Here is an 18,676-nt window from a genome sequence, read left to right as displayed (position 1 = left end):
GTAAATAACTTTAAGATAACGATTAAATTTCTTTCACAATCTGCAAATGGGTACTGATTCCGATTCTGTTCCATGCATTGATCGTAATGATCGCCATGATAATTTGTGCAATCTCGGCTTCTTCAAAAAGCTGTTTTGCTTTGTAATATGTCTCATCCGTCAAACCTTTTTGGCTGATTAAGGTGATTTCTTCCGTCATTTCCAACAAAACCTGTTCTTCTTCCGTAAAAAATTCTCTGGCATCTCTCCAGGCGTTCAGAAGGAAAATTCTTTGTGGAGTTTCTCCGTATTTCAATGCATCTTTTGTGTGCATATCCAGACAAAATGCACATCCGTTGATCTGCGAAGCTCTGATTTTGATTAATTCTTTCTGAATGTGATTTAATGAAATGTTTTGAAGGTAACTTTCCAATCCAAACATTGCTTTGTAGGCAGCTTTATCAGTTGTTGCCATGTCGAATCTTGCGCTCATAATATTTATTTTAAATTTCTGAAACAAAGTTCCGATTTGCAGCCTGTAAAAATCTTAAACTGGTTTAAGAACGTAGTTTTGCTCTGATTTCGCTTAAATATTCCGGTGTAAAGCCTAAAAAAGAAGCGATTAAATATTGAGGGATTCTTTGAATAAACCAAGGATATTGCGTGCTGAAATGAATATAAGATTCCTCTCTTGACATTTCATACAAATAGCGGATTCGTCTTTCTGAAGCCGCGCAGGCTCTTTGGTAAATCATTCTGAAATAACGTTCCATCGCGGGATGTTTTTTCAACAATTCTTCCTGTGCCTGAAGATGAATTTCAAGAATAATCGATTTCTCAACCGACTGAATGCAAAAATTGGATTTGATCTGTCTTTCGTATGCAAAAGTATCGGTCATCCACCAATTTTCGATCGCAAATTCGGTGGTTTGCTCAACTCCTTTTTCATTCACAAAAAATTTCCTCAGACATCCTTTTACGACAAAATACATCGAATGACAGATTTCGCCGTCATTCATTAAAACATGCTTTTTATTAACTTCCACCACCTTAAAAAAAGAAAGAACTGAAGCAAATTCTTCTTCATTAATCGTAATAAATTTATCTAAATGTGCCTTGAAAGTTTCCATTTTTGAATTTGAGTCATCAAACTTAACTTTATTTTTTTAGTTTTACATCAACAAACAATAAATCATGGAAATCGTTGCCAAAATTTTAATCGCAATTGTAGCTGTTGAACATTTATATATTCTTTGGATGGAAATGTTTGCATGGGAAACCAAAGGAAAACAAGTTTTCAAAGCTGCTTTACCACCGGAAATGTTTAAGCCGACCAAAGGTTTAGCTGCAAATCAGGGATTGTATAACGGCTTTTTGGCTGCCGGATTAATCTGGTCTTTCTTAATTGAAGACCCGAAATGGCAGACCAATATTGCTTTATTTTTCTTAAGTTGTGTTGCTGTTGCCGGAATTTATGGTGCTATTTCAGCGACAAAGAAAATATTTTTTGTTCAGGCTTTACCGGCAATTTTGGCAATTGTTGCGGTTCTTTTGAGATAAATTTGCCGTAGATTTTATAGAATAATATCCCCAAAATTTGTCCTCCTGAAAGGATCTAAATGAGAATGTTTACATTTCAATTTCTAAATATTGTGCTTAGATCCTTACAGGATGACAAACTGTACAGAAATAAATGAAAAAGATCTGTGCAATCCGCAACATCTGTGAGAATTAAAAATTCAAAACTTCGCCGAGTTTCTCTTTCATTGTTTCAGGTTTAAAAAGCCCCTCATGATAATCAACCAAATTCAGATTTTTATCCAAAATAATCCACAACGGATAAACTGGCTGATTTTTATTTTTAGACAAAGCCAAAGCCAACTCGTGAATTCCTGAATTTCCATTGGGCAGATAATTAAATTCTTTTCCCTGAAAGTTAATTTTCTCTTTCGTTTTTTCAGCATCAAAGTTAATGATGTAAAAATTTTCATTCATCATTTTCATCAAATCTTTGTTTTTATTCATTTGAAAAGATTCAATCTTACAGACAGAGCACCAACTCGTATAAATATGAATGATAATCGGTTTCGGAATTTTCTTTTGCTGAATTTCCAAATCCGAAAAAGTGCCTGTCTTTATCTGTGAAAGACAAAAACAAGGCACAAACATTAAGAATAAAAATATTGTTAAGATTTTCATTTTATAAATATTTTTTTACCAAAAAAGAGACAAAAGATTTTCAAACCTTTCTTAGATATTTAAAAGTTGATAAAAGCATAGCGTTTAAAATTTCACATTTTGTAAACTTTTGAAAAACCACTATTTTCAATCATTTCTTTTGCTTCTTTTGTGGCTAAATTTTCATACTAGATTCTTATTTCAAAATATATTTCACACCCAGAAACCCTCTGATTCTCTGCATCGGAGCATATCCGTAAGTTGTATCAAAAGTATAATGATTAGGATTATTAATCGGATCATCAACATTTTTATCAAACGGATCAAACGGCCTCATCAAAGGATCTTTTGGAGTAAAATTGAATAAATTTTTAATTCCGCAATACACTTCAAATCCGGATGTAAAGCTTTTTGAAAACTGAATATTGGCTAAATTATAAAATGGCGAATATTCCGGTCGGTAATCGTTTGGTAAAACCGGCAATCGCATTGGTCCGTAAAACTGTCCGGTAAAATCGATGGTTAAGCTGCGTGGAAATTTATATGTTAAATTATAAGTTCCACTCCATTTTGGGGCATGAAGCTGTTGCGATTTTTCTATTTTATCATCAAATTTTTGGTAAACATCAAGATAAGTTACCCCAAAATTTATGCTTAAAGGAAAATTAAAACTATAATCCAAATTCAGCGAAACACCTCTCGAAATTCCGTAACCATTCAGATTATCATAAATAATTTTCTGGGGATCCGTATCAAAATCCCCAACAATCTTATTGCTGAAATGCGTGTAAAATGCAGATGCATCAAGAGTAAGCAATTTGTCACCAGCAGAAATTTTCCACATATAATTTAAATTTCCGTTGATCGATTTTTCTGGTTTTAAATCAGATTGAATGACCACATCACGAGAACCCGTCAAAGCCGCATGATCTTCCGTAAATAAATTCACCACACGGAAACCTGTTCCAAAATTAAAACGCAAAGTATGATAAGGATTAGGCGAAAATTTCCATGCAAAACGTGGCGAATGAACTGCCTTATGAATTTTATCGTAATCAAATCTGTAACCTAAGAGCAACGTATTTTTTTCATTTATTTCCCATTGATCCTGAATAAACGCTCCTAAAATTGGGGATTTCATTGGCTCATTACTTAATCCGTCAGAAGATAAAGTTCCGGGTGTATTGTCATCATAATAAGTTTTTTTGAAAGTTAAGCCCAAAATCAAATCATGATTTCCCAATTTTTTATCCCAATAGGTCTGTGCGAAAGCTACCTTTTGAGTCGCCTCAAACAGATTGCTTCCATAAAAAGAATTTTGTTCATGAAAATTATAAGAAAACTGCGTTACAATATTTTCTTTTATTGGCCATTGATAAACGCCAAAAGCTTCTACTCGGTTTGTATAAATACTTTCGCCATACACTTCATCACTTCCACGATAAGATTTATTCCACTGCATTTCCCCACCAAAACGGTCTTCATACAAATACCTCAACGCAAAACTTGCCAATCGGCTTTCTTTTCGCTGGAAATTCCATTTATTAAAGACAGAAATTCTGTTTTGTAACGCTGCGTCGGTGAAATTGTCTTTATTTTCGTCAAACCTTTTGGTCGAATTGAAATAATTTAAACTTAATAAAGAAGCTACATTTTTACCCAAATTAAACTTTGTAGAAAGATCAACATTATTTTCATTCCAACTTGTTGTCATCAAATCAACACTTAATTTTGGTGCAGTTAAGGCATTTTTAGTAATAATATTTATAACTCCGCCCATTGCTTCAGAACCATAAAGTGAAGACGCAGGACCTTTCACTACTTCAATCCTGTCAACAAGACTATTCGGAATTCCACTTAATCCGTAAACAGTTGAAAGTGAACTTACAATCGGCATTCCGTCGATTAAAATCATAGTGTAAGGTCCTTCCAGACCGTTGATGTGAATATCTCCGGTGTTACAAACTGAGCAATTCAGCTGAGGTTTTACACCATTTACCATTGCAATTGCTTCAAAAATATTGGGAGTCGGGTTTTTCTGGAAAAATTTCTGACTGTAAATTTCAACCGCAACCGGACTTCTGGATTTGCTTATCGGTTTAATCGTTCCGGTGATCACAACATCATCAATATCTCTCGTCTTAATTTCTTTTTTATTTAAATTTTTAACAGAATCTTCTTTTTTAGATTGATTTAAATTTAAACTATCCGCTTCCTGAGAGAAACAATATGTTGATATAAAAAGTAAAGAAAATAATATTCGTTGCATGAAATTAAAATTGTTAGACAAAACTAACATTTATTTTTAGAACCGCAAAACTAATATTACAATTAAAGAATATTTAACCACAACAGTCACAAAAGATTTTATTAGGTATAAAAGTTTATCATATTGAAAATAGAAGTTCAAAAAAGGTGCGCTCTATTGAGAAATAATGTAACAACTTGCCTTGACTATTAAATTCAAATAGAACTCTGAACCTTATTTGAACTTTAAAACGATATTAATTTAAACTCTATTAATAGCATTTATATTTTATGACTTTTGTGGTAAAAAAAAAGCGGTTAAAAATCTTAACACCCAATTCAGTAAAAAATATTAAATTTGAGAGTCAACATATAAAAGTAAAATGAGATATCATCAGTCGGGAAAAATCCCACAAAAAAGGCATACGGTTTTCAAATCTCCGGAAGATAAATTTTATTACGAACAGCTTTTCGGAACAGAAGGCTTTCACGGAATTTCTTCATTATTATACCATCTTCACCGCCCGACACAGATAAAATCGATTGGTGAAGCGAAAGATGTGGCCCCGAAAATTGCGGTGGATAAAAACGTGACGCCGAGAATGTTTAAAGGAATGAATGTCACTCCTGAAGACGATTTTATGGACAGCCGAAAGTTTCTGATGGTAAATAATGACCTGAAAATGGGATTGTCGAAGCCACGAAAATCGATGGATTATTTCTATAAAAATGCGGAATGCGACGAACTTTTATATGTTCACAACGGAAGCGGGACTTTAAAAACTTTTGTCGGAAATCTCGAATTTTCATTTGGTGATTATTTAATAATTCCGAGAGGAACGATTTATCAGGTAGAATTAAATTCTGCAGACACCGTATTTTTTGTTGTTGAAAGTCACTCTCCCATTTACACGCCGAAGCGTTACAGAAACGAATTTGGGCAATTGTTGGAACATTCTCCATTCTGCGAAAGAGATATCATCGCACCCACTTTTGTTGAACCAAAAGACGAAAAAGGAGAATTTTTAATTAAAGTAAAAAAAGAAAATCAGATCACCGATTTCATCTACGCAACGCATCCATTCGATGTTGTAGGTTGGGACGGATATTTTTATCCTTATAAATTTAATATCAAAAATTTCGAACCGATTACAGGAAGAATTCACCAACCGCCGCCAGTTCACCAGACTTTTGAAGCGCACAATTTTGTCGTTTGTTCGTTCTGCGCAAGAATGTATGACTATCATCCGATGGCAATTCCTGCACCTTACAATCATTCAAATATAGATTCTGATGAGGTTTTATTTTACACAGAAGGTGATTTTATGAGCCGGAATCATATTGATTTGATGGATTTCACTTTACATCCGGGAGGAATCGTTCACGGACCTCATCCGGGAGCCATGGAAAGAAGCATCGGAAAAAAATTCACAGAAGAATATGCTGTAATGGTTGATCCTTTCAGACCTTTGAAAATTACAGAAGAAGCAATGAAAGTGGAAGATCCTACTTATAAAACCTCTTGGCTGGAAAATGAAGATCATAGTTTGGGAGACAGATTGCAGGAATAGTTTTTGTTTTTGGAAATTTTCATTTGGCTTTTGCCTATAAAGATATTAAGTACTGAATTTAAAATTCAGTCTTTTTGTATTCTCGATTCACCCAAAATATAGCAAATATTTCTTCTCATTAACAGTTTAAAGGAGAAAATAATTTATAAAATCTATCCTAAAAATTTAGAAAATGTCCATCTAATAAATGCAAAAAAGCTATGTACCACAAAAGCTGGAAACGTATATTGTTTCCAAGGATTAACAATAAAAATTAAATAAGACTTTTGGAATCTTTGACACATTAGTCACATGAGTATCTTTTATATTCTTATATATTAGAAGAACACATAAGATAAAAATCAAAGATTTTGATGAGGAATTACTGAAAATCTTTGGCTTCTCTTATGTGATCTAAAATATTTTCTAACCATGAGGAAAACCTGATGTGACTGATGTGTTCATCAGCTCTTTGTTTTTTATTAAAACTTTAACTAACAAGTGTTTGTTTCCATTTTAACAGTTTCTCAGAATTTTGTAATTTGCATCCTAAATAAAAGTAAAAAATAGAAAATATGTCAACACTAACATTTGCCGAAAAGATCGCTCAGGCAGAGAACTTTTTGCCGATTAACGGTACAGATTATATCGAGTTTTATGTAGGTAATGCTAAGCAGGCGGCTCATTATTACAAGACGGCATTCGGTTTTCAGTCGGTTGCGTATGCAGGTCCTGAAACTGGGGTAAGAGATCGTGCATCTTATGTTCTTCAGCAAGGAAAAATCAGATTGATTTTAACGACTGGTCTTAAATCTGATTCTCCAGTCAGTGAGCATGTGAAAAAGCACGGCGATGGTGTGAAAATTTTGGCACTTTGGGTAGATGATGCCTATTCGGCATTTGAAGAAACGACTAAAAGAGGAGGAAGACCTTATTTAGAGCCTACAACGTTGACTGATGAACACGGTGAAGTGAGAATGTCCGGTATTTATACTTACGGAGAAACTGTTCATATGTTTATTGAAAGAAAAAATTATACAGGAGCTTTCATGCCTGGTTACCAAAAATGGGAAAGTGATTACAACCCCGAAGAAGCCGGACTTTTATATGTTGACCACTGCGTAGGAAATGTAGACTGGGACAGAATGATTCCTACAGTTGAATGGTACGAAAAAGTAATGGGATTTGTAAACATTCTTTCTTTTGACGACAAGCAGATCAACACAGAATATTCTGCTTTGATGTCTAAAGTAATGTCAAACGGAAACGGTTTTGCAAAATTTCCGATTAACGAACCGGCAGAAGGTAAAAAGAAATCTCAGGTTGAAGAATATCTTGATTTCTATGAAGGAGAAGGTGTACAGCACATTGCGGTTGCCACAAAAGATATTATCCACACCGTGACTGAACTTAAAAAAAGAGGGGTAGAATTCCTTTCTGCGCCACCGGAAGCTTATTACGAATTAGTTCCTGAAAGAGTCGGTCACATCGATGAAGACCTTAAAAAACTACAGAGTTTAGGAATTTTAATTGATCATGATGAGGAAGGCTATTTACTTCAAATCTTTACAAAACCGGTTGAAGACCGCCCTACTCTTTTCTTCGAAATTATTGAGAGACACGGTGCTCAGAGTTTCGGAGCTGGTAATTTCAAAGCTTTATTTGAAGCTTTAGAAAAAGAGCAGGAAAAAAGAGGAAATCTTTAATCTAAATAAAAATACAGGATAAAATTTGAATTTTAAACCATTAAGAAAAAATTAATTAGTAAAGATTTTTTAAGGAATATCTGAAGATATTATTTAGAATAATGTATAATTTTAGATTTATCTAAACCTTAAAAAGACTTAAAACTAACATATCTTAATGTTTTAAAATTTTTTCAATTTCTCTATCTTAAATTAAACAACATAGTTTTTGTCAGGACAAAAAAATCCTGACAAAACTTTTTATAAAAACAGAATTATGATCAAAATTTTCAGCGGATTCCTACTTATCGGAAGCATTTTTTTTGCCAATGCACAATACGGAACATTAAATGCCATTCTCACAAAATTGGAAGAAAGAAAAGGCATTAATCAGAATTTAAGTAATGTAAATATTGACGATAAAAAATTTGTGGTCATTAAAGATTTTCCCGATCATACTGAAAGAAATTTCATCGTAATCAAAGGTCAAAAAGCAACCTATGTTGAAATTTTCGACGATAAAGCAAGCGGTGAAAGTACTTCCAATGTATTTTCAGGAGATATTGTGAGAAGCAAAAAAAATATTATTTCACTGAGAGCCGATATGCTTGAAAATAAAAAAGTTCCGATTCCTGTTACTAAAACTCTTTTACTGACAAAATTAGATAATATTTTATACCTCATCGATATCAACAGTAAAGATCGCTGGATTGATGAGTCATCTTTTTCTAAAACTAAAGCTTCTTCTAAAAAATAGTTTTGTTTAAAAACAGATTACACTAATTATTTTCACAAATAACCGCAAATAATTTTCATTATCAGTGAGCCTATTTGTAAGATTTGTGTTAAAAAAAATCAAATTAAAAAATAAAAATTATGAAATCATTCGTAGAATATAGTTCAGATTCAGACTTTTCTATTTATAATATCCCTTTTGGAGTAGCGGTTTTCAATAAAGAGTTTATTGCTTGCTGCACAAGAATTGGTGATCAGATCATCGATTTGGCAACTTTGTATGATCTTGGTTATTTTGAAGAAATAAAAGGTCTTGATGATAATGTATTTGAAGCATACACTTTAAACGAATTTATCGAACTTGAAAAACCGGTTACCAATGCTGTTCGCTTGAAACTTCAGCAATTACTTCTGGAAGGTTCCATTTTGTCGAAAGATGAAAAAACCATTGAGGAAGCTTTCTATGATTTAGATCAGGTAAAAATGATGATGCCTGTTCACGTTCCGAATTACACCGATTTCTACAGCAGCATCGAGCATGCAACCAATGTTGGAAAAATGTTCAGAGATCCTGCAAACGCTTTACTTCCCAACTGGAAACATTTACCGGTAGGTTATCACGGGAGAGCTTCATCTATTGTGGTTTCGGGAACGGAAATCAACCGTCCGAAAGGTCAGACAAAACCTGCCGATGCAGATAAACCGGTTTTCGGACCTTCTAAACAATTGGATTTTGAACTGGAAATGGCTTTTATCCTGAATAAAAACACAGAAATGGGTGAAAGTATTTCTACTAAAGATGCTGAAAAAGCCATTTTCGGGATGGTAATTTTCAACGACTGGTCGGCAAGAGACATCCAGGCTTGGGAATATGTTCCGCTTGGACCATTTTTGGCGAAAAATTTCGGTTCTTCAGTTTCTCCATGGGTGGTCACTCTGGAAGCTTTAGAACCTTTTAAAACAACTTCTCCGAAACAAGATCCTGAAGTTTTAGATTATCTGAAATTTGAAGGCGATAAAAATTATGACATTAATCTTGAGGTTTATTTACAACCTGATAATGGTGAACAAAACTTAATTTCCGAAAGCAATTACAAACATATGTACTGGAATATGACGCAACAACTGGCTCATCACACAGTAAACGGCTGTAACGTGGAAGTTGGAGATCTATATGCAAGCGGAACCATTTCAGGGAGCGATCCAAAATCTTTCGGTTCTATGCTCGAATTAACATGGAGAGGACAAAACCCAATCACTTTAAGCAACGGCCAGGAAAGAAAATTCATCGACGACAACGATACGGTAACGATGAAAGCATGGGCTGAAAAAGATGGAGTGCGAGTTGGTTTTGGTGAGGTTGCCGGTAAAATTATTCCTAGTAAATAATCTTTTAACCACAAAAGACACAAAAGTTTTTTTCTTTAAAAGTTTATATTAAAGCTCATTAAAGATCAAATAAGCTTATATAAATTATTACCGATTTTAATGATAACGCAATCATATCTTACGGATCTGACTTATAAAATTAATGGAGCTTGTATTGAGGTTCATAAGATTTTGGGTGCAGGTTTGTTGGAAAGTGTTTATCATAAATGTCTGGAAGAAGAGTTTAGTTTAAGACATATTAATTTTAAATCTGAATTAAAAATTCCAGTTTTATATAAAGGTAAAGAAATTAAGTGCGACTTTTTCTGTGATTTTTTAATCGAAAATCAAATTGTTCTCGAAATAAAATCGGTAGCAACAATTAATGAAATTCATCGTACTCAAATTTTAAACTATATCAACCTAATGCAAAAGCCAAAAGGAATTTTGATTAATTTCAACGTGAAAAATTTATACCACCAAGGTCAAGAAACTTTTGTAAATAAATATTACGAAATGCTACTTTGAAATGAATTCAAAATAATGAGTTAGTCAATCTAAGAAAAATTAACGCAAACCTTTTTTGATCTTTAAAAAATTTAAAATTATAACTCAAAAAGCTTTTGTGACTTTTGTGGTAAAATAAAAAAATAAATGAAAACAGTAATCCCATCCGAAATAACTCCCGTACAACTGCAAACCATCATGCAGACTGCTGTTTCGCCACGTCCGATTGCATTGGCGTCAACGGTTGATAAAGACGGAAACAGCAATTTATCACCGTTCAGTTTTTTTAATATGTTCAGTACAGTTCCTCCGATTTTGATTTTTTCACCATCGAGAAGAGTTCGGGACAACACGACGAAACATACGTTAGAAAATGTTTTAGAAACTTCTGAAGTAGTGATTGGAACCGTAAATTTTCCTATTGTACAGCAGGTTTCTTTGGCTTCCACAGAATATGGCGATAGCGTGAACGAATTTATCAAATCTGGTTTAACGATGAAAGATGCCGATTTGGTTAAACCTAAACTGATTGCGGAATGTCCCGTGAACTTTGAATGTGAAGTTTTAGAAGTAAAACCTTTAGGAGATCAGGGCGGTGCAGGAAACTTAGTAATTTGTGAAGTTCAGAAAATCCACATCCGGGAAGAATATCTGAATGAAGAAGGAAATTTAGACCAGAAAAAATTGGATATGGTCGCCCGTCTTGGTGTAAATTATTATTCAAGAAGTAATGAAAACAGCCTTTTTGAAGTTCCAAAACCTTTGGTGACAAAAGGTATTGGTTTTGACCAGCTTCCCGATTCCATAAAACTCAGCAAAGTATTTACAGGAAACGATTTGGGAATGTTGGCGAATGTTGAAATTTTGCCTTCAGAAAGCTGTCATGATGGCGAAAATATTCATTTTGAAGCTCAAAAACTATTGCTGGAAAGTAAAATTGATGAAGCTTGGAAGGTTTTAATTAAATAAATTTTGGAGGGAAGTCAGAAGCGGGAAGATGGAAGTTTTAAAAACTGTAAAAATATGCAGTATAATTTCAACTTCAATCCTCCAGCTTCCCTATTCCGGCCTTTATTCATTCACGATTTTTTCGGTAATAAAATCAATACATTTTTCCACAACTTCATTCATATCTTCAGGTAATTCATTTTCTTCCCAAGGCTCTTTTGCTCCAAAGGTATGGTTGGCGTTTTCAATTAAATACAATTCGGTATTCGGATTTAAAAGATGCAAATGTTCGGCATTTTTTACGCTTACCGACTCGTCATTTGTCCCATGAATGATCAAAACATGAGCTTTTGCCATTTCCATTGACCGTTCCACATCGAAACGGTGAAAATGAGTTTCAAAATCTTCAAAAAACTGATAATAATGAGGCATCTGCTGCTTCGTTCTTCCGTTTTCAACGTAATAAACTCCTTTATTTTTCCAGTTTTCGAAAGCCTCACCTTTTGGAAACCTTTCTAAAGAATCAACACTGGCTAAAGTAATCAAACCATTAATTCTAATGTCTTCACAGGTTTTAATAATGGAAATTCCACCCCCTCTGCTGTGACCGATTAATGTTATTTTATTACTGTCTACCTTTTCATTTTTACAGAAATAATCAATCACAAACTTTAGATCTGAAAGTTCTTTTGAATAATTATTATTTCCAAAGGCTTCTAAATCTGCGAAATTGGCTGGATCTTCAACTGTTGTTCCGTTGTGGGAAAAATTAAATTTAACAAAGAAAAAACCAGCTTCAGCAAACTTTTCAGCCATTAAATCCCACGCTCCCCAGTCTTTGTAACCTTTATAACCATGAACAAAAATAATTAACGGAAGCTTTTCTTCAGATTCCTGATAAAATGAATCAGCCAGAAAATTTTTTGTTTCAGGATTGGGAAGTATGATATTTTTATTTTTGGTGACTTTCATATTTTGATTTCTTTAAATTTAATTTCTCGCAGATTAAAAAGATTACGCAGATTTTAGATTCGTATAAAATCTGCCGGATCAGTTTTTATTTGCGTGAGAATTTTACAAATATTCTTAAAATTTAATCCTAAAAATAGCACAAATAGATTTAAACACAAAGGAAAACCTTATTTTTGCGTTATGTTGGATTTAAGAACGGTAACGGTGATGCGCTATATTTTGCCACTTCGGGAAGGAGGTTCTCTCCCGGCTTTGGCAGAAGCGGATGATGACTTTAAGTATGTTTTGAAATTTCGTGGTGCAGGTCACGGCGTAAAAATGCTAATTTCTGAATTATTAGGCGGGAAAATTACTGAAGCTCTCGGCTTATCTATTCCCGAGCTGGTTTTTGCTAATCTCGATGTAGACTTCGGACGGACTGAAGCTGATGAAGAAATTCAGGACCTGCTGAAGAATTCTGAAGGTTTAAATTTAGGACTTCATTATCTTTCAGAATCGATTGCATTTGATTCCAGTGTAAAAGTTGATGCGCTTTTAGCTTCAAAAATTGTTTGGCTGGATGCATTTATTACTAATATTGACCGTACTTTTAAGAATACCAATCTTTTGATGTGGCATAAAGAATTGTGGATCATCGATAACGGAGCGTCTTTTTATTTCCATCATTCATGGCAGAACTTTGATACGGCTGCGAAAACACCTTTCAAATATGTAAAAGACCATGTTTTGCTTCCGCAAGCGACAAAATTGGATGAAGCCGATCAGTTTGCGCATCAGATTTTAAATGAAAATGTATTCAGAGAAATTGTTAATTTAATTCCTCAAGATTGGCTGCATTGGAATGATGCGGAAGAAAGTCCGGATGAAATTCGGGAAGTGTATTTTAATTTCCTGAAAACACGGTTAGAAAATTCTCAAATCTTTGTAAACGAAGCCAAAAATGCAAGAGGATAAAATATACGAATATGCCGTAATACGTTTGGTACCGAAAGTTGAGAGACAGGAATTTTTCAATATCGGATTGGTGATGTTTTCGAAAAGAGAAAAATTTATTAAAGTGGAATTTTATCTTTGTCCGGACAAATTTAAGCTGATGCACAGCAAACTGGACTATGAAGATGTTATAAAAAATCTTGAAAGTTTTAAAAATATCGCTGAAGGAAAAAAAGACGGCGGGCCGATTGCACAACTCGAAATCCCAGACAGATTCCGTTGGTTAACGGCGGTGAGAAGTGCTGTAGTTCAGACTTCCCGACCTCATCCGGGGAAATCTAAAAATCTGGAATTAACTTTTGGTAAACTTTTTGAGGAACTAGTGAAATAACACAGCAAAAAAATATTTTATGAGATTTTTAAACTCAAATATATTGAACGATAGGTTTTTAATGAACCTATTTTTTTTATTCTTACTGACAATTTCCACGTTTGGATTTTCTCAAAAAAAGAAAAGTATCATTCTTTTTGATCAAGCCAATGTTTCAGAAAATATTGTTTACAAAACAGACGAAAGCGGAAAAAAAATTAAATTGGATATTTACCGTCCGAAAAATTCCGAAAATAAAAAACTTCCTGTTGTGATATACGTTCACGGCGGCGCATGGGTAGAAGGTGACAAAGTGATTTTTGCAGATAATTATGTGGAAAGTACGATTTTGAAACTTTTAGAAAAAAACTATGCCGTCATCAGCATCAATTATCGTTTGGTGAGTGAAACGGTACATTTTCCTGCGCCAATTCAGGATACAAAAGATGCTGTGCGATGGGTTCGTAAAAATGCAGATCAATATAATTTAGACCAAAACAATATCGGGATGTGGGGCGTTTCTGCAGGAGCACATCTTTCGCTACTGAGTGCTTATACAGAAGATAAAGATTTTGTGGGTGACGCTCAACTTTCGCAATATTCTGCAAAAGTCAATTATATAGTCGATAATTTCGGGCCGGTTGATATGAACAGATTACTCCACACGAGAGCTCCAAAACCGCTTTTACTGACGGTAGGCTTAATCTCAAAGAAAATTATTGATTTAAGAGGAAAACTCATCAAAGGAATAACAGGTTTAGATAGTAAAGAAAATAAAAAAGAAGTGGTGGAATTCTGCAAAACCATTTCGCCTTTAACGTATACTCAGAATACCGTTCCTACATTAATTCTGCATGGAAATAAAGATAAAATTGCTCCGATAAGACATTCCAAAAGATTAAATAAAATGCTGAATAACCAAAATACGGAACATCAGTTCATTATCGTGAAAAAAGGAAATCACGGTTTTTATACTATAGATAAATCCTACCAGGAAGAGCTGAATAATAAAATGGTGAATTTTATTATTTCGCAGAAAAAGTAATTGATGGGGAAGATTTAACTTAAAAACTTTTTCTATATCTAAAAAATTGTCAATAAAAAACTAATTTTAGATATGAAAACAAAATTACTACTTGCTGCTTTAGTCAGTTTATCTTTAATAAATTGCAGTTCCGAAGATTCTGTAGAAAATCCTGTACAGGAAGTTCCGACTCAGCCAGAGGCCATGTATTTTCCAGCTATTGGTTCTGATATATGGGAAACAAAATCACTGGCGAGTCTGAATTGGCATCAGGAAAAAGTTTCTGATTTGTTAAACTATCTTGAACTGAAACATTCTAAAAGTTTCATGATTCTCCAGAACGGGAAAATCGTAATGGAATATTATTTCAACGGTCATACTTCTACAACACCTTGGTACTGGGCAAGTGCCGGTAAAACTTTGACTTCAACAGTAACGGGAATTGCCGAGCAGGAAGGTTTTATTAATATCAACAATAAAGTTTCACAGTACATCGGAACAGGATGGACGAGCGCTCCTTTGGCTAAAGAAAATTTAATTACCTGCAAAAATCTTCTGACGATGACATCAGGGTTGGATGACAGTTTAGGCGACGATGTTTCTCCGTCAAATCTTCAGTATAAAGCAGATGCAGGAACACGATGGGCGTATCATAATGTTTATGTAAAACTCCAGGATGTCGTGGCAGCAGCAACGGGTCAGAGCTGGTCTCAATACTTCAATGCAAAACTCCGTGATAAAATCGGAATGTCTGGCAACTGGGTTCAATCCGGTGATAACAGTGTATATTGGAGCACTACTAAAAGTATGGCAAGATTCGGGCTTTTAGCCCTAAATAATGGGAACTGGAACGGAAATCAAATTATTAACCCGACCTATTTTCAGGCTGCAACCCATACTTCTCAGAATATCAATCTAGCTTATGGCTATCTTTGGTGGCTGAATGGAAAATCAAGCTATCATATGCCTCAAACCCAATTTCAGTTTAACGGAAAATTAATTCCAAATGCTCCCGACGATATGTATTGTGCTTTGGGAAAAAATGATCAGAAAATATATGTTGTTCCGTCAAAAAAAATGGTTGTCATCAGAATGGGAGACGCTGCAGACAATGTTAACCTCGCATTATCGGACTTTGATGATATGCTTTGGCAGAAAATAAACGCAGTAATCAACTAAAATCACTTATAGTTTTATACATAAAGTTTCCTTGTGAATCAATAATTCGGAAGTGTTTAATTTTTATTTTGCTAAATTGATATACATTTTTTATATTTTGTGTATAAAATAAGTATCTTGGCGGTATGCTTCAATTATTCTCAAAAAATTAAGTAAATCCCTAATTATTTATTTACATAAAACTCAAAAAATATGGAATTTCTAAATGGAATTAATGCATTGACGTTAGTGTTCACCTCACTGCTGATTTTTGCAATCGCTTACCGTTTCTACGGAATTTTCCTGGCGAATAAAGTATTACGCCTGAACGACAAAAATACAACTCCCGCCGTAGAATTTGCCGACGGAAAAGACTACGTTGCTACAAACAAAAATGTACTTTTTGGACATCATTTTGCGGCAATTGCAGCAGCAGGTCCTTTAGTAGGACCCGTTCTGGCAGCACAATTCGGTTATCTTCCCGGTGCCATCTGGATTTTGATTGGCTGTGTTTTGGGAGGTGGCGTTCACGATATGGTGGTACTTTTTGCATCTGTAAGGCACAAAGGTCAGAGTTTAGCAACCATCGCTTCTAAAGAAATCGGTAAAACTACCGGAACAGTCGCTGGTTTTGCCATTTTATTCATCCTTATTTTGACACTTGCCGGACTTTCTTTAGCGTGTATCAATGCAATGCATGAAGCTTCCTGGTCATTATTTACAGTAGTTATTACAATGCCAATTGCGATTATAATGGGACTGATTATGCGTTACAGAAAAAATTCAGTGACGTTTGCGAGTATTTTGGGTGGTGTTCTATTAATTGCAGGAATCATCGGCGGACATAATCTTATGCAGAACGAAACGATGAATAATATGTTCACCTGGGATATTACAACGATTTCTATTGCTATCCCTTTGTATGGATTTTTAGCTTCTGTATTGCCGGTCTGGTTGCTTTTAGTTCCTAGAGATTACCTTTCAACCTATTTGAAAATAGGCACTATCATTATGTTGGCAATTGGGGTAATTGTAATTCACCCAACAATTCAAATGCCTGCTCTGTCTGAATTTATCAATGGTGGCGGTCCCGTAATTGGCGGTCCGGTTTTACCATTTATCTTTATTGTCATTGCATGTGGAGCGATTTCAGGTTTCCACGCAGTGATTGCGACAGGGACAACTCCAAAAATGCTGAACAGAGAAAAAGAAATTCTTTTTGTAGGTTACGGAGCAATGCTTGTAGAAGGTTTTGTAGCATTAATGGCTCTTATCGCTGCTTGTACTTTAATGCCCGGAGATTATTTTGCTATTAACACTCCTAAAGATACCTATGATGCGTTTCTTGCAACGCATCCAGGTTTGCATGGTGTTGATATTGATTATTTCTCAGAAAAAATCGGGATAGATTTACACGGAAGAACAGGTGGTGCCGTTTCTTTAGCAGTTGGGATGGCCCATATTTTCAACAAAATTCCTTATATGGATCAGTTGATGGCATATTGGTATAATTTTGCAATTATGTTTGAAGCAGTCTTTATTTTGACAGCTATCGATGCAGGAACAAGAGTTGGAAGATTCTTTTTACAGGAAATGCTGGGTTCTGTTATTCCGAAATTTAATGATAAAAACTGGACGCCTGGAATTATCATCAGCAGTTTACTTTTTACATTTGCCTGGGGATACTTGGTTTTCACAGGAAACGTAAGCAGCATCTGGCCGCTTTTCGGGATCAGTAACCAATTGCTTGCAGCATGTGGATTAATCGTCTGTACCACAATGCTCATCCGATTAAATCGTGGGAAATATGCTTTATGCTCTGCAATTCCGGGAATTTTTATGGCGATTATTACATTTTGGGCAGGTTATATTCAGGTGATGGATATTTATATTCCGAAACAACAATATTTATTGGCTACTTTGGCAATTGTGGCAATGGTTTTAATGCTTGTAGTTTTCGTTGGAGCTTTCAGAAAATGGTATCAACTGTTACAGGTGAAAACTTCACATACCGATTTCTACGGCGAAAATGTCAAAGAATTGGTAGAGCGATAAATTTCTTAACTGAATTATATGTGTGTTTCGGCGCGGGCTTTGCCCACGCCGAAATTATTTCCGCTTAAAAAATTAGATATTACTTCTTTTGAAGTTTCTCAACTCTTTTAATTTCATTCAATAGTAATGGAAAAGCAGGAACCGCCATCCCGCCGTGATCGAAGCCCTGAAGTTCATATAAAGTCGTTTGTTTATGACCTTTCAGCTTCATCATTCTCCACATATAAGCATTTTCTTCATATCTTCCGAGGAGTTCTTTCTCACGATCGCCTGTAATTAAAAGCAAAGGTGCCGCATCTGCCCTGATAAAATGAAGCGGTGCCATTTCATCAATTCGAGCATCCAATTCTTCAATTCCTTTTTCTTTTCTTGTTGTAAAGTGAGAAATCATCTGTCCGCTGAAAGGAATAATTCCTGCCAACTTATTAGCATCAATCTGATATTTATTCAAATAAAATGTATCTAAACCAACCATTGAAGCCAGATAACCGCCTGCAGAATGTCCTGTTATAAAAATCAAATCTTCATTTCCACCATAAGTTTTAATATTTTTAAAAACCCAGGCTGTGGCAGCTGCAGCATCTTCAATATATTTCGGAGCTTTTACTTTGGGTGAAAGTCGGTAATTAACAGCAATTATGGCAACGCCTTTATTTTTAAGCTCTTCTGGAATATGTTTTTCTCCGCCTGTAATTCCGCCACCATGAAACCAGATAATGGTTGAAAAATTTTTAACATTGGTTGGAACATAAACATCCAAAACACATCTTTCATTGATATACACATCAGATTTATTGGTTTTTTCATCATAATAATGAACATTGGAAATAGTTTGGTATTCCTGAGAAAATAAAGGAAATGAAAACAGAAAAACAGATAGAATGATTAAGGATTTTTTCATTTTAATTTTATTGAAAACTAAAGATAGGAATTTATGGAAAAAAAGAACTTTAAGATTATAATTAAA

Annotated in this window: 18 protein-coding genes; 12 read left to right on the top strand and 6 right to left on the bottom strand. The window is 34.5% G+C overall.

The annotated features are described in order from the left end of the window. Positions 1–22: 22 nt before the first annotated feature. Both ACOOWA_RS10835 and ACOOWA_RS10830 read right to left on the bottom strand, forming a co-directional pair. Positions 23–472 carry a carboxymuconolactone decarboxylase family protein gene (locus ACOOWA_RS10835; protein ID WP_421375167.1) on the bottom strand — a complete coding sequence of 150 codons (450 nt, stop codon included), beginning with the start codon at positions 470–472 and terminating at the stop codon, positions 23–25. A gap of 64 nt (positions 473–536) precedes the next feature. After that, a complete protein-coding gene (locus ACOOWA_RS10830) occupies positions 537–1,109 on the bottom strand; it encodes a Crp/Fnr family transcriptional regulator (RefSeq protein ID WP_421375166.1) in 573 nt (190 codons plus the stop codon). A 64-nt stretch (positions 1,110–1,173) separates the two neighbouring features. On the opposite strand from ACOOWA_RS10830, the gene ACOOWA_RS10825 reads away from it, so the two are divergent. Continuing rightward, positions 1,174–1,539 carry a DUF1304 domain-containing protein gene (locus ACOOWA_RS10825; RefSeq protein WP_421375165.1) on the top strand — a complete coding sequence of 122 codons (366 nt, stop codon included), beginning with the start codon at positions 1,174–1,176 and terminating at the stop codon, positions 1,537–1,539. A gap of 171 nt (positions 1,540–1,710) precedes the next feature. Here the strand turns inward: ACOOWA_RS10825 and ACOOWA_RS10820 are convergent, their stop codons facing one another. Further along, positions 1,711–2,178 (bottom strand): thiol:disulfide interchange protein, encoded by a 468-nt coding sequence (locus ACOOWA_RS10820; protein ID WP_421375163.1) that lies wholly within the window; start codon positions 2,176–2,178, stop codon positions 1,711–1,713. Between the two features lie 175 nt (positions 2,179–2,353). Beyond that, positions 2,354–4,426 (bottom strand): TonB-dependent receptor plug domain-containing protein, encoded by a 2,073-nt coding sequence (locus ACOOWA_RS10815; RefSeq protein WP_421375162.1) that lies wholly within the window; start codon positions 4,424–4,426, stop codon positions 2,354–2,356. 361 nt (positions 4,427–4,787) lie between these two features. Between ACOOWA_RS10815 and ACOOWA_RS10810 the strand changes: the two genes are divergently transcribed. From ACOOWA_RS10810 to ACOOWA_RS10785, 6 genes are all read left to right on the top strand, one after another. Next, the gene (locus ACOOWA_RS10810; RefSeq protein ID WP_421375161.1) at positions 4,788–5,975 is read left to right on the top strand and encodes a homogentisate 1,2-dioxygenase; all 1,188 of its coding nucleotides are present in this window, start codon (positions 4,788–4,790) and stop codon (positions 5,973–5,975) included. A 554-nt stretch (positions 5,976–6,529) separates the two neighbouring features. Beyond that, positions 6,530–7,660, top strand: a complete 1,131-nt coding sequence (gene hppD, locus ACOOWA_RS10805) for a 4-hydroxyphenylpyruvate dioxygenase (protein WP_421375160.1) — start codon at positions 6,530–6,532, stop codon at positions 7,658–7,660. A gap of 256 nt (positions 7,661–7,916) precedes the next feature. After that, entirely contained in the window at positions 7,917–8,396 is a 480-nt protein-coding gene (locus ACOOWA_RS10800) for a hypothetical protein (RefSeq protein ID WP_421375159.1), read from the top strand. Between the two features lie 119 nt (positions 8,397–8,515). Then, entirely contained in the window at positions 8,516–9,763 is a 1,248-nt protein-coding gene (gene fahA, locus ACOOWA_RS10795; RefSeq protein WP_421375158.1) for a fumarylacetoacetase, read from the top strand. Positions 9,764–9,862: 99 nt separating this feature from the next. After that, on the top strand, positions 9,863–10,270 hold the full coding sequence (locus ACOOWA_RS10790; protein WP_421375157.1) for a GxxExxY protein: 408 nt from the start codon (positions 9,863–9,865) through the stop codon (positions 10,268–10,270). 126 nt (positions 10,271–10,396) lie between these two features. Then, entirely contained in the window at positions 10,397–11,218 is an 822-nt protein-coding gene (locus ACOOWA_RS10785; RefSeq protein WP_421375156.1) for a flavin reductase family protein, read from the top strand. Between the two features lie 102 nt (positions 11,219–11,320). On the opposite strand, the gene ACOOWA_RS10780 is transcribed toward ACOOWA_RS10785, so the two are convergent. Further along, entirely contained in the window at positions 11,321–12,169 is an 849-nt protein-coding gene (locus ACOOWA_RS10780; protein ID WP_421375155.1) for an alpha/beta hydrolase family protein, read from the bottom strand. A 180-nt stretch (positions 12,170–12,349) separates the two neighbouring features. Between ACOOWA_RS10780 and ACOOWA_RS10775 the strand changes: the two genes are divergently transcribed. The 5 genes from ACOOWA_RS10775 to ACOOWA_RS10755 all read left to right on the top strand — a co-directional run bounded on the left by ACOOWA_RS10775 (position 12,350) and on the right by ACOOWA_RS10755 (position 17,709). Continuing rightward, positions 12,350–13,123: a HipA family kinase gene (locus tag ACOOWA_RS10775; RefSeq protein ID WP_421375154.1), complete on the top strand. Its 774-nt coding sequence runs from the start codon at positions 12,350–12,352 to the stop codon at positions 13,121–13,123. Beyond that, positions 13,110–13,493 carry a DUF3037 domain-containing protein gene (locus tag ACOOWA_RS10770; RefSeq protein ID WP_421375152.1) on the top strand — a complete coding sequence of 128 codons (384 nt, stop codon included), beginning with the start codon at positions 13,110–13,112 and terminating at the stop codon, positions 13,491–13,493. The genes ACOOWA_RS10775 and ACOOWA_RS10770 overlap by 14 nt, the downstream gene beginning before the upstream one ends. Before the next feature lie 61 nt (positions 13,494–13,554). Continuing rightward, positions 13,555–14,517 (top strand): alpha/beta hydrolase fold domain-containing protein, encoded by a 963-nt coding sequence (locus tag ACOOWA_RS10765; RefSeq protein WP_421375151.1) that lies wholly within the window; start codon positions 13,555–13,557, stop codon positions 14,515–14,517. 72 nt (positions 14,518–14,589) lie between these two features. Next, entirely contained in the window at positions 14,590–15,675 is a 1,086-nt protein-coding gene (locus ACOOWA_RS10760; RefSeq protein ID WP_421375150.1) for a serine hydrolase domain-containing protein, read from the top strand. 192 nt (positions 15,676–15,867) lie between these two features. Beyond that, the gene (locus tag ACOOWA_RS10755) at positions 15,868–17,709 is read left to right on the top strand and encodes a carbon starvation protein A (RefSeq protein ID WP_421375149.1); all 1,842 of its coding nucleotides are present in this window, start codon (positions 15,868–15,870) and stop codon (positions 17,707–17,709) included. Between the two features lie 79 nt (positions 17,710–17,788). Here ACOOWA_RS10755 and ACOOWA_RS10750 read toward each other — a convergent pair whose 3' ends face one another. Then, on the bottom strand, positions 17,789–18,610 hold the full coding sequence (locus ACOOWA_RS10750; RefSeq protein WP_421375148.1) for an alpha/beta hydrolase: 822 nt from the start codon (positions 18,608–18,610) through the stop codon (positions 17,789–17,791). Positions 18,611–18,676: the final 66 nt, after the last annotated feature.

This window comes from Chryseobacterium sp. GP-SGM7, assembly GCF_049166575.1.
Lineage (GTDB): Bacteria > Bacteroidota > Bacteroidia > Flavobacteriales > Weeksellaceae > Chryseobacterium.
The sequence above is the reverse complement of the archived record's forward strand: the minus strand, read 5'-3'. Positions and strand labels throughout refer to the sequence as shown.

What these genes read in the sequence shown, in the direction of transcription:
- ACOOWA_RS10780 (WP_421375155.1), bottom strand. Translation starts at nt 12,169, where the DNA reads ATGAAAGTCACCAAAAATAAAAATATCATACTTCCCAATCCTGAAACA.
- ACOOWA_RS10820 (WP_421375163.1), bottom strand. Translation starts at nt 2,178, where the DNA reads ATGAAAATCTTAACAATATTTTTATTCTTAATGTTTGTGCCTTGTTTT.
- ACOOWA_RS10825 (WP_421375165.1), top strand. Translation starts at nt 1,174, where the DNA reads ATGGAAATCGTTGCCAAAATTTTAATCGCAATTGTAGCTGTTGAACAT.
- ACOOWA_RS10765 (WP_421375151.1), top strand. Translation starts at nt 13,555, where the DNA reads ATGAACCTATTTTTTTTATTCTTACTGACAATTTCCACGTTTGGATTT.
- ACOOWA_RS10755 (WP_421375149.1), top strand. Translation starts at nt 15,868, where the DNA reads ATGGAATTTCTAAATGGAATTAATGCATTGACGTTAGTGTTCACCTCA.
- ACOOWA_RS10835 (WP_421375167.1), bottom strand. Translation starts at nt 472, where the DNA reads ATGAGCGCAAGATTCGACATGGCAACAACTGATAAAGCTGCCTACAAA.
- ACOOWA_RS10815 (WP_421375162.1), bottom strand. Translation starts at nt 4,426, where the DNA reads ATGCAACGAATATTATTTTCTTTACTTTTTATATCAACATATTGTTTC.
- ACOOWA_RS10800 (WP_421375159.1), top strand. Translation starts at nt 7,917, where the DNA reads ATGATCAAAATTTTCAGCGGATTCCTACTTATCGGAAGCATTTTTTTT.
- ACOOWA_RS10760 (WP_421375150.1), top strand. Translation starts at nt 14,590, where the DNA reads ATGAAAACAAAATTACTACTTGCTGCTTTAGTCAGTTTATCTTTAATA.
- ACOOWA_RS10770 (WP_421375152.1), top strand. Translation starts at nt 13,110, where the DNA reads ATGCAAGAGGATAAAATATACGAATATGCCGTAATACGTTTGGTACCG.
- ACOOWA_RS10790 (WP_421375157.1), top strand. Translation starts at nt 9,863, where the DNA reads ATGATAACGCAATCATATCTTACGGATCTGACTTATAAAATTAATGGA.
- ACOOWA_RS10785 (WP_421375156.1), top strand. Translation starts at nt 10,397, where the DNA reads ATGAAAACAGTAATCCCATCCGAAATAACTCCCGTACAACTGCAAACC.
- ACOOWA_RS10810 (WP_421375161.1), top strand. Translation starts at nt 4,788, where the DNA reads ATGAGATATCATCAGTCGGGAAAAATCCCACAAAAAAGGCATACGGTT.
- fahA (WP_421375158.1), top strand. Translation starts at nt 8,516, where the DNA reads ATGAAATCATTCGTAGAATATAGTTCAGATTCAGACTTTTCTATTTAT.
- ACOOWA_RS10830 (WP_421375166.1), bottom strand. Translation starts at nt 1,109, where the DNA reads ATGGAAACTTTCAAGGCACATTTAGATAAATTTATTACGATTAATGAA.
- ACOOWA_RS10775 (WP_421375154.1), top strand. Translation starts at nt 12,350, where the DNA reads ATGTTGGATTTAAGAACGGTAACGGTGATGCGCTATATTTTGCCACTT.
- ACOOWA_RS10750 (WP_421375148.1), bottom strand. Translation starts at nt 18,610, where the DNA reads ATGAAAAAATCCTTAATCATTCTATCTGTTTTTCTGTTTTCATTTCCT.
- hppD (WP_421375160.1), top strand. Translation starts at nt 6,530, where the DNA reads ATGTCAACACTAACATTTGCCGAAAAGATCGCTCAGGCAGAGAACTTT.